General features: G+C 33.6%; 7 protein-coding genes. 2 read left to right on the forward strand and 5 right to left on the reverse strand.

Annotation, left to right across the window (positions count from 1 at the left end; translation table 11 throughout):
* Positions 1-272: 272 nt before the first annotated feature.
* The 3 genes from ACTXGU_RS15580 to galU all read right to left on the reverse strand — a co-directional run bounded on the left by ACTXGU_RS15580 (position 273) and on the right by galU (position 7,705).
* A complete protein-coding gene (locus ACTXGU_RS15580) occupies positions 273-2,390 on the reverse strand; it encodes a CDP-glycerol glycerophosphotransferase family protein (RefSeq protein WP_443482448.1) in 2,118 nt (705 codons plus the stop codon).
* A 210-nt stretch (positions 2,391-2,600) separates the two neighbouring features.
* Positions 2,601-6,554, reverse strand: a complete 3,954-nt coding sequence (locus ACTXGU_RS15585) for a PA14 domain-containing protein (protein WP_443482459.1) — start codon at positions 6,552-6,554, stop codon at positions 2,601-2,603.
* 260 nt (positions 6,555-6,814) lie between these two features.
* On the reverse strand, positions 6,815-7,705 hold the full coding sequence (gene galU, locus ACTXGU_RS15590) for a UTP--glucose-1-phosphate uridylyltransferase GalU (RefSeq protein ID WP_443482449.1): 891 nt from the start codon (positions 7,703-7,705) through the stop codon (positions 6,815-6,817).
* 289 nt (positions 7,706-7,994) lie between these two features.
* On the opposite strand from galU, the gene tagD reads away from it, so the two are divergent.
* On the forward strand, positions 7,995-8,390 hold the full coding sequence (tagD, locus tag ACTXGU_RS15595) for a glycerol-3-phosphate cytidylyltransferase (protein WP_443482450.1): 396 nt from the start codon (positions 7,995-7,997) through the stop codon (positions 8,388-8,390).
* On the forward strand, positions 8,383-9,558 hold the full coding sequence (locus ACTXGU_RS15600) for a CDP-glycerol glycerophosphotransferase family protein (RefSeq protein WP_443482451.1): 1,176 nt from the start codon (positions 8,383-8,385) through the stop codon (positions 9,556-9,558). Before tagD ends, ACTXGU_RS15600 begins: the two co-directional genes overlap by 8 nt.
* A 223-nt stretch (positions 9,559-9,781) precedes the next feature.
* Here the strand turns inward: ACTXGU_RS15600 and ACTXGU_RS15605 are convergent, their stop codons facing one another.
* Together ACTXGU_RS15605 and ACTXGU_RS15610 are read right to left on the reverse strand one after the other, a co-directional pair.
* Complete coding sequence (locus tag ACTXGU_RS15605) at positions 9,782-11,329, reverse strand: glycosyltransferase family 2 protein (RefSeq protein WP_443482452.1); 1,548 nt, start codon at positions 11,327-11,329, stop codon at positions 9,782-9,784.
* Positions 11,330-11,427: 98 nt separating this feature from the next.
* On the reverse strand, positions 11,428-11,697 hold the full coding sequence (locus tag ACTXGU_RS15610) for a VanZ family protein (RefSeq protein WP_443482453.1): 270 nt from the start codon (positions 11,695-11,697) through the stop codon (positions 11,428-11,430).
* Positions 11,698-11,926 lie beyond the last annotated feature (229 nt).

Genomic DNA, 11,926 nt, shown 5'->3' on the forward strand with positions numbered 1-11,926 from the left:
CAGAAAACGGAAGCATTGGGGAAACAGGTGAAAATCAGCTTCATCTGTTTCTGAAAGGCTGTTTTCGTATAGAATGTTGCTTTTAAGCTCGCAGCCTGAATACACTTCGCTTTCCGCGGACGAGTGCCGAGCCGCATCAATGCTATGCTCCTGTGGGGTCTCGTCTTTCTCGCTTTTTCCGCAGGAGTCTACGTGTATTCAGACTGCTCAGTGCTTCAGCCAAGGTTATTGTTATTATTTTATTCAAAAACAATAAACTTTTAGAAAACAGCCTATTTTAAAAACACTTCCTCTACTACCCTTTTAGAAGCTTCCCCATCTTCTAAATAACAAAACATATTATAAAATTGTTCAAACTGTTCATTTAACGGCATCGCATCCGCTTGTCTAATGTAATCAATTACCTCATCCGTTGTTTTCGCAAGCGGACCTGGAGCTGTTTTTTCGAAATCAAAATAAAAACCACGTAATTTATCTCGATAGCTGTCGATATCATAAACATAAAAAATCATTGGTCGTCTTAAGTTTCCGTAATCAAAAAATACAGAAGAGTAGTCTGTAATCAACAAGTCTGAAATTAAGTATAGCTCTCTAATATCTTCATAATTAGAAAAGTCATAAGCAAATCCGCTATATGGAGTAAGATCCAAATTCTCTGCAACTAAATAATGCATTCTTAACACAATAATATAATCATCGCCTAATTCTTCTCTGAGCTTATTTAAATCTAATTCTAAATCAAACTTATATTTCCCTTTTCCGTAAAATTGATCATCTCTCCATGTAGGAGCATATAGAATCACTTTTTTATCTAATGGCAATCCAAACTTTTCTTTTAAAGCAGCCAAATTCTCTTTTGTATTATCATTAGATAATACATCATTTCGAGGATAGCCGGACTCAATCATCGTTTTATCAAATCCGAAAGCACGAGCAAATATTTCGCTGGAATATTGATTAGGTGAAATTAAGTAATCCCAATTACTTGCTTCCATTAAAAAGTTCTTTTTGTATTTTTCCGTATTCGTACCAGGCATATGTACTTCATCCATATCTGCCGCAAGTCTTTTTAACGGAGTCCCATGCCAAGTCTGCAAATACGTTGTATACTTTGGTTTTGGTATCCATAATGGCAACCGGCTGTTACTCACCCAGTACTGTGCTCTCGACATCGTAAATAACCACTTAACAGAAAATCTTGGAACAATATCAATTCCTCTGTTTTCAAAGTTCTGAATAAATCTTTTATCTACACTCCAATATAATTTGTATTGGGGATGATGTTCCTGAATATACTCATATATTGCCCTTGGATTACAGCTGTATTGTTTTCCTAAAAAGCTTTCAAAAACAATCGTATTCTTTTTAGAAGGTAATTTACCTAATAATTTAAAAGCCAATTTGTATAATAGCTTTGCCTTTTTACTTCTTTTCATTCTACGGAGTTTTCCTTTTATTCTTGATTTCAACTCTTGTTTTGCATTATAATCTGACACTCTTATCGACAAAAATTGTTTTTTGGCTGTAGATTTCAGAAAGTATTTTTTCTTTCCTGCAACACTTGGAGCAACTGCTTTTTGTTTTAAGTATTTAGGATTGAAGGATTGAAATTTTAGACGAGGACTGAGCAAGCTTTTTGTTTCTCCATTTTCCTCATATTGTATTTCTAAATAAAAACGATAGTAGATTAAAGAATCATTATTTATATACTTATTTAAGTCTATTTTTCCTTCGAATCCTATGAAATCAAAATTATTATTGCTTGTGCCGTACTTTTCTGTTAAGTCTTTTCTTTCAGTAGACTCTAACTTTACTTTATGTTGTTCTTCATTTATGTTATTGGTAATAATTAAATTCTTTACTTGATTAGCAGGTACATTCCTTCCCCAATTCGGGTCAAAACCATATCCAGAAATACGAATAGAACCTTCTTTAGATAAATAGGCCTCTTCTATATTTGCAACTATTTTTTGTTTTGTAGTTTTACATGAAATGTTTCCTTTATTTGTTGTATAAGGAAAAAACATCGTTCCTTCGTTAGGGAATAAACAATAATTAAGTTCTACTTCTGCTCCATTACTTATTAAACGATATTTCTTTTCTTCTTCTTCCCCTTCTAGCGACACATATAAATCCCAAACTGCATTTTGGTGAAAAACGTTGTCATTCTCTTTTAAAGAAATGGTCGTTTCATACGTTCCGTAGCCTTCCTGCAATGCAATTTGTTTAAATGGATACTTTATATGACGTCCTGTACTCCTTTGAAGGAAAAGTAGTGTCGCTTGTTGCTCTTTCAATATATCATCTTTAAAACAAAAGCTTATATATAATTGATGGTTATCAATCATAATCTTTTGTATTTGTTTATGCACAAATCCAGATTCACTCATTTTGTTACTCCTCTCAAACATTCCATAAAGAAAAAACCGTGGCATTTGAATCTATCACACATTATATCGGTTACTGAAAAGTATTTCAAACTAAATATCAAATCTTCCCCCGTATACACACATTTAGCTTGAAAAGTAAATGCCTGTTTACGTAAGACTAAAAAAACTGACGTCAAAAGTTGGAATCAACCTTTGCGTCAGCTTTTCTTCTTATTTAAAAGTTGGGATATCAAATGTCATCCGATAGGAACTTAATAAACTATACATATAATACATAGAATTTACTTGCTTGCTAGCCCAGCCAATATCAGTAGCATATTGATGGGAACCACCCATTTTTCCATAATCAACACGATCAGAATGACTAGGATTCCATCGCATTTCAAACAATGTGTTTTGTTTATAGGTTGGATGATTAATATATGTTTGGCCTATAAATTTAGCTCCGCCGATAATGGCAGCCTCTGGTGTAAACCAGCCTTGCTTGTATGCATATTCTGAGCCGCTTTTAAGTGGAGAACTATCATATGCACCAATTCCGTACATATTGTAAACTACTTTCGGTTCCACATCTTTTCCATCCACTTTTGATACAGTAACGCCTGTTGCTAATTGTGATTTTCCATTGCCTGTTTCTAGCATTGAATGTGCAATTAAATAGATTTCATTTACGCCATAGGTTGCACCAGCCTGCATAAACGCCCCTGCTTTTCCAACAAATATTCCTTTATTCCATAAAATCTTTTCGTTTACTTCTGTTTCGTTTAAATTAGCACTGCTGGCTAAATCTAAAAACTGCAGCTTTTGCCTTTCATCGTTTAAGAAGTTATTAGGATCTAAATAATTCTTCACATCATTAGGGCTTGCATTGACCCACGCATGATAGGCCGTTTTATAGTTTAATGGAATCCCTTCAAAAACAGGTCCAACTGGCACATAATATTTATAATAGTTAATCTCATACCAGTATTTACCGAAATTATCCATCGTTGATTTTGCGATTACATCTACTTTATTATTCGTTGATAATGTTCCAATACTCCAAAAATCAGTACTAGGACCGCCTCGAACATTCCATTTTCCACTCTTAGTAATCGCCTGTGTACCATTGTTTATTAATGTTAAAGCATCCTCCATAATATACGCTTTATACTTTGTATCTGTTTGAGGACGTAAATACATTTGATTTTGTACATGTTGATCAAGCGATTTATTTAAATAAAAATAATTTGATAAAACATTCTGTGCTTTGCTCATCTCAAACTTAATAGAAGCATTTGCGGCATCATCATAATATTTCAGTACAACGGTATGATCGCCTTGTGGTAAATAGTAGCCTAAATATTCACGTTTATCGCCGACGCTGTTATTCCATGAATCAATCATTTTAATGCCATCGATTTCTAATATTACTCCGTCATCAGCCGTCACAACAAAATTGTAATTTCCACTTTCGCCCACATTAATCACTTTTTTATAAATAGCTGAAAATTGATCATTAGGAATCGAAGCGTCTGGCGAACCTTGCTGCCAATCAAAATTTATATTTTCAATATGATTAAGTGAATCTTTTCCACCAACAATCATTGTTTTCTGTGCATCATGTATATTAAAGCTAGGAGGATTGTTTGGATCAATAATTCCAGAGAAATATTGTGCCAGCCAGCCTGAACTATCCACTACATTTCCTTCATCATATTTCGTTAGGGATAGCTTAAATTTAGCTTCGTTCGTATTGTCATAATAACGTACTTCAATCCAGTGAATATTATCATTATTCGTATCATCAATTCTTACTTTTGTTGCCTTTTCACGATATTCGCTATCATTCCATTGATTAATAACGGGCTTGCCGTCAATAAATACTTGCATGCCATCATCAGACAAGCCTCGGACAATATATTCTCCCGCTTCTAATCTTTTTGCTGTTACATATTTTGCTGAGAACATATCATTTTTAATTCCATTAGCAGGTCCATTAAATCCAAAATCCTGTTCTAATGTCATGCTATTATTGGTACTAAAAGAGTTCACCGCAGAAGGATGACCAGTTAACTCCTTATTATTATAGTAATAAGCAACCCAGTCGCCGAGCGGCAGTACATCTGCAGCTAATGTGGCATTTCCTGTATTTTCATAATAATCGATTTGAACCTTATGATCCTCATCGCTCAAGTTTTTAATTAATGCACTATTTAATCGTCCACCGGAATTTTTCCACCTGGAAATAAGATTTTGATCATCGACCTTTACTCTAAGCCCATCATCTGCAAAGTTATACACAAAATAATCATTAAACCCAGATATTTTTTTGTAAAAGGAAGCAGAAAAACCGTCTTTTCTAGTAGTGGAAAATCCTGCACCTTTTCCCCAGTTATATCGAATATTGTTTGTGTTAAAAATCGATCCTTCTCCTGACAAATGATTGTTTGGATAGGAAACTCCCAACCAATCAGAGGATGTAATGAAATCAGTTAACGGTTTAATGGTAAAATTCAATTTTGATTTACCCTTTTTCTCTAAATACTCGACACGAATCCAGTGTACATCCTTTTTAGAATCACCTGTCTCATTGCTTCGGTTATCAATGTTAAGCACTAGCTTATTTTGACGAGAGTTTCCTTTCGTCCATCTATTTACTACTAACTTATCATCAACATATATTTTTACACCATCATCTGCAAAAGAATCTATCACATATTTGCCTGCTGGCAGCCTCATTGCCGTCATAAACTTAGCAGAATAATTATCAGCAGGAATGCCAGCTATTGGTGCACCCTTTCCTAAGTCAAAAGAAAGATTTCCATATTCATTTCCATTTAGAATCGTTTTTGCTTTTGGCAGACCACTTATAGTCGTATTCGGATAATAATATGCGAGCCATTGTCCAAAAGGAACAGCATCTGCTGTAAAGTAGGCTTTTTTTACTTTTTCCAGATAGTCAAAACGCAACGTATTGTCATCATTTGTTAATCCCGTTATTAATGCTTTATTTTCTTTGCCGCCAGACCCAGACCACCTGCTGAAAAGACTTTGCCCGTTTATGCTGGCTTTTGCTCCATCATCTGCGATCGCATGGACAAAATAATCACCGTTCCTTAACAGCTTGTAATAAGAAGCGGAGAAATTATTGTTATTCGTTTTTGCATTTGGTTTACCGTCCCAATTGAAAAATAAACCATTTATTTTCCTTGCAACACTATTTCCTCCATATACATTTGCTGTACCTGCTAAATTTTGATTATTATGATAGGTAGATAACCAATTATCGTAGGATAATTCTGTTTGCAAAGGCTTAATTGAAAAATCAAGGTAGCTTTTGCCTTTCTTCTCCACATATTCCAATCTAATTTCATGTACATCCTTATTACTTTTAGACTTCGTATCTGCTATTTTTATTTTAATAGACTGAGAGCCATACTTCGGTTGATCAATGATTTTTTTTCCGTCGATATAAACCTTTAACATTTCATTGACTTTTGTTTTAATAATGTATTCTCCAGCCGGTAAACGTTTAAAAGTAGATAATTTGACAGAATAATTATCTGCTCCTATATTTTTAGCTCCTGGTGCATTATTGCCATAATTAAATGATAATGTATCGTTATTTTCATTTAATATAAAAGCATCCTGTGGTGCCCCTTTTAATCTCGTATTATTAAAGTAGTAGCCTATCCAACTATTAAAAGGCAAAATCTCCGAATACAAAGCTGCATTATTCGTATTTTCATAATACTCGCTTCTAATAGTATGGTGACCTTGAGCCATATTGGGCAAAGCTTTCATATTAAATTTCCCACTAGAATTGCGCCAATTATCAATTTGCACTTTGTTATCCACAAACGTTCTAATCGCATCATCAGCATAAGAAGTTAAAAAATAATCCTTTTGCTCATTCACATCCATGCTTTTTTCAAATTTAGCAGAAAAACCATCTGCTTTAACTTTTTTAATTGGTGCATTTTTCCCCCAATTAAATTTAACAGCATCATATTCACTTTTAACAGGTTTCCCTGATAATGCCTTATTATTATAGTAACTTCCAGACCAAAGACCTTCTGCACTTGCTCTGTCATTCGTTGAAAATAGAACATAAAAACAGCTAACAAGTAATATAAAACTAATAACTCTATTTGCATTTCTTTTAGTATTAATTTGGTACACCTCCAAAGATTAAAACTCCCAATCTATTATCTAAGAATCTAGTACAAATGTTAAGCTAGTTTCCCAAAAAAAACTAGTTATTTTTTCCTGTTTCCGATAAAATTTCCCTTTTTATTTCCAGCACATGACATAGTTAGACATACTTCTGCCACAAAAAAAGCCCTATACATAAACGCGTATAGAGCAAAACAAAAAAACTATTTCCCTCTTCTTTTTTCCATTAGGTGAAGGGTAACCTCTTTAAAGATTCAGAAACGAGTTCACTTACCCGTTTCTTCTGAAAGGGACTTAGCTAGTTGAATTAAATATGGTTTTAACGAATCGCGAATATCATTACGTTTTAACGCTAATTCAATCGTTGTCTGGATAAAACCAAATTGTTCTCCTACGTCATAACGGTTTCCTTCAAATTCGTATGCAAATACTCGTTGAATTTTATTCAATTTTTCAATTGCATCTGTTAACTGGATTTCACCGCCAGCGCCAATTTCTTGTTCTTCCAGATATTTAAAAATTTCTGGTGTAAATATATATCGTCCAATAATTGCTAAATTTGAAGGGGCTGTTCCTTTTGCAGGTTTTTCCACAAATTTTTTGACTTGGTAACGTCTATTTCCGTTATCTTCTATCGGATCAACAATACCGTAACGATGGGTTTCGGAATCTGGAACAACTTGAACCCCAATTACGGAGGATAAAGTTTGTTCATATTCATTAATTAATTGGCCAAGGCAAGGTTTTTCACTATCCACGATGTCATCGCCCAATAAAACAGCAAAAGGTTCATCTCCAATAAACTTGCGAGCACACCAAACAGCATGTCCAAGTCCTTTTGGTGCTTTTTGTCGAATATAATGAATATCTACATTGGATGATTTTTTTACTTTTTCTAATAGGTCAAATTTTTCCTTGCTGACAAGGTTTTCTTCCAATTCCCAAGCATGATCAAAATGATCTTCAATCGCTCTTTTTCCTTTTCCTGTTACAATAATAATATCTTCAATCCCAGAAGCAATTGCTTCCTCTACTATATATTGTATAGTTGGTTTATCGACAATTGGCAGCATTTCTTTCGGCATTGCCTTTGTTGCAGGCAAAAATCTTGTTCCTAATCCAGCAGCAGGTATAATAGCTTTTCTTACTCTTGTCATAACTACCTCCAAAAAATTCCTCTTCCACCTATATATTAAAGTTTTATCATGTAAATGTCTATATTTATCCTACATATTATCAGTTAATAATAGGACTATCCCTCAATAGAATTACTAATGTCCAATCATTTCCTCTTAATCGTTTTATACTTCTACTTGTCAGAAGCAAATAAAAGTTTTAGAATAAATAATTATGCAAATATAAATGATATACACATATTATATACACATACGATTCATATTATAAATCAACTAATTTAACCGACTATATTATTTCGGGAGGAAAAAAATGAAAAAAGTAATTACTTATGGAACCTTTGATTTACTGCACTGGGGCCATATTAATATTTTGAAGCGCGCAAAAGAATTAGGCGACCACTTAACTGTTGCTATTTCTACCGATGAATTTAACGCTATAAAAAATAAACAAGCATACCACAGTTTCGATAATCGTAAAATGATATTAGAAGCCATTCGCTATGTAGATGAAGTAATACCAGAGAATGATTGGGATCAAAAAGTAAAAGACGTTATCAACCATAATATTGATATATTTGTTATGGGAGACGATTGGGAAGGTAAATTTGATTTCTTAAAAGATCATTGTGAAGTTGTTTATTTACCTAGAACGGTTGGCATTTCGACATCAAAAATTAAGAAAGATCTTTTTAAAGTAAATGGCTAGAGAACTAGCCATTTCTGCTTATTTATTACTATTTTCTTTTCTGTTTAGGATCGCAAAACTATTTCCTCAGCAAAAGAAAATAGTTTTTTGTGTCTCTTTTGCTGAAAATAATCTTTATTTATATAACGAATTAAAAACACAACAGGCTGACATTCCATGTGTTTTTTTAACGGAGAAACGAACATTTAGTTATTTTATCGAGCACCAGAAGCAAACAGATACCGTCTTATTGTTTTCACCAATTAAATTTCTCACTTTTTTAATAGGCATCTATCATCTTGCTACTGCTAAAATAATAGTAGTTGATAATTATTATGGCTATTTATCAACTATTCGTTTTAAACGAAATGTGAAATGCCTGCAAATATGGCATGCAGCAGGAGCCATTAAACAATTTGGACGGAAAGATCCATCTATTAAAACGAGAACTGCTGCGGCAAGAACTCGTTTCCAGAAAGTATACAAGCAATTCCACTACATTTCGACCGGTTCTGACAAAATGTCGACCATCTTTCAAGAAGCGTTTGGAGCCAATAAAGATCAAATGCTGCCATTAGGCATTCCAAGAACGGATTTGTTTTTTCAAAAAGATACAAAAAATAAAATTCAACAACAAATTTACGTTGCTTATCCAAATTTTCAACATAAAAAAGTGATTTTATATGCACCTACATATAGGGATGGGGAAAAAAACTATACATTGCCATTAGATCTTTCGTTAATGAAAGCTAGTTTGCAAGAAGAGTATATCCTTATCTTAAAACTACATCCGCATATAACGAATACACTGCATTTCGATACATATAAGGATTTTGTATACGACTTAACAAATTACCCTAATATTAACGAATTACTTTTAGTAACCGATTACTTAATTACAGATTATTCGTCTATCCCATTCGAATTCTCCTTTTTGGAAAAACCAATGATTTTTTTCCCTTATGATTTAGACGAATACAAAAAATCAAGAGGTTTCTGGGAAGATTATGAGGAGCTTGTTCCTGGTCCCATCGTATCCAATACAGCAGAGATCATTGACATAATAAAAAGTCAAAGTGTCAATACGGAAAAAACCAACCGGTTTCATCAAGAATGGAATGAATATTCCGTAGGCTGTTCCAGTTCTAAAACGGCTCACTTATTATTAGAATGGGTAAAAAAAGACTAGACGAAAAGCTTTTTCTCTGTCTAGTCTTTTTTATTATTTGCCTCTGTAAACCTGCCTGTTGATTTCCGTTCCAGGCGTTCGCTTTCCGCGGGCGGTCCGGGAGCCTCCTCGGCGCTATGCGCCTGTGGGGTCTCCCTCTGACTCACTTTTCCCGCAGGAGTCTCACGCCTTCCACTCCAATCAACATAGTGCCAAAATCAACAATAAGCTTTAACATAGCCTATTATTTAATGTTAAATCCTAAATTAGAATTAACGGTTGTATAAAATTGATATAATCTTTTTTCATACATTATTTGATTCGGTTCTTTTCGGATCAAGCTAATTTTTTGATAATCATTATAGCGAAGAAATATCGCGTATCCTGCTTTTTTGAAACCTTTTAAAACTGACATAGGAATTGTTAGTTCAAATAAATAATCATCTTTTTTCATTACGTTAAAGGAATATTGATTTGCTGGATCGTTTCTGTCTCGAAGAACGATATCATTCACTTCATGTATATAGTCGCCATATACAGAAAAGCTTAATGTATACTTATCCTCTTGAAATGTTCCTTCATGATAAAAACCAGCCATTGATACTCTAATATGCTTATTTTCCTCGAATGGTGTCACCATATAAGGCAAGTCATCAATTATTTCGATTTCCTTTACTTTTTCTTTTTTATCCCACATAAACAATGGCGCAATTTTCTCCTGATCGCCATTTAAAAACATGTGATAAACTACTTTATTAATTGGATGAAAAAACTGATCCTCGATAGAATAAGGAAGATCTTTTGTCGTTTCTATCACTTCATTAAATTTCTCATAATACGCTTCTTTATTTTTGCTTTTGAAAAAATGCTGTCTATTAAATAACCTTGTAATGCAATCAAACTCATATAGTCGATTTAAAATCATCTTTTCTGTCTTTATGTCTAGTTTTTTACTTTTCACATAATTAATTACTTTTATATTTGTGTCCATCTTCTGTATAATGGACGTTTGTTTTGTTAAGGACGCATCGTTTTCATCTAATCGATTTAAATAATAAATTGGTTTCGTTGTAGTAGATATTGTTTTCGCATTTGTTAATACATCAATAAAAAACTGTTTATCCTCTGCAAACTTCATTTCAGGGTATCTAATATTATTTTCTTTTAATACACTTGTTTTCATCATTCTTGAACGAGGTCCTAAATGTTGAAAAATATGGGGAATAGAAGTCGGCAACACTCCTCTTCTTTCCATACATGATTCGTGTTCTCCTACAATTTTCGTTGATTTTGTTTCCACTTGTATCGTTTTTCCTACCACATAATCATCGTTGGATTCTTTTAATATTTGATACAATGTTTCCAAACCATCTTGTTCTAACCAATCATCTGCATCTAAAAAAGTAATATATGGTGCTGTAGCTAACTCGATTCCTAAATTTCTCGGCTGAGCAGGCGTCCCTGTATTTTTCTCTAAAAATACAACAACCATGTTCGCATATTTTTTTGCATAATCTAACAATATAGGACGTGATTGGTCAGTTGAACCATCATCCACTAATATGTATTCTATTTCATTAAAGTTCAGTGTTTGATTCACAACAGAATCAATCGTTTTCGTTAAATATTTTTCAGCATTATAAACAGGTGTAACAACCGTTACCACTTTATCTTTTTTCTTTTTTAAGACATCAAATAGGCTTGGTTTTTTATTAGCAATAAAGTAACCGTCGCTATTGTATTGTATTTTATGTTGTTTTTCAAAATCTAATTTATTATAAGTATTAGACAACTCTTAACACTCTCTTTCTGTTTCTCTTTTATTTTTTATATTATATCGCTTATGTATTATCTTAAACTTAGGATAAAAAAACAATCTACCAAGCACTATCACGCCGCTTTTTTTTCATTAAAGTTGACGTAGCTCCGGCCCCTTTTCCAAACTAAATAAAAGACTATTCCTAAGCCTCCTCCAAAGCAATCAACAATTACATCCGATTTAAGCGGAGTTCTTCCATCTTTAAATAGTTGATGCGTTTCATCTAATATAGCATAAATCAGCACAAACAAGAAACTAATCACGGCTGCCTTTAATGTAGACTGCTTATAAGTTCGGAATGCTCGAATTGTAAAAAATGCAAGATTGACATCCTCCCCCACCTAAAATCTTAACGTTTTTTGAGGAAGGGGATTCCAAAGGGATTTCACTGCGTTACAAACCGTCAGTGCCTTTGGTGTTACCGTTACCTCCTCCCAGTCCGCACGTTGTTTCTAAAACAAAGAACGGTAGGGAATCATCAGTTAGGTGTACAGCTCAGTCAGGAGCCTTGTGAAGGACATTGAATCCTTTACAGCGGTTTTAAGCCGCAGTTATATCTTTTGATGGTCG

The organism is Niallia sp. 01092, from assembly GCF_052318935.1.
In the GTDB taxonomy this organism is placed as follows: domain Bacteria; phylum Bacillota; class Bacilli; order Bacillales; family Cytobacillaceae; genus Niallia.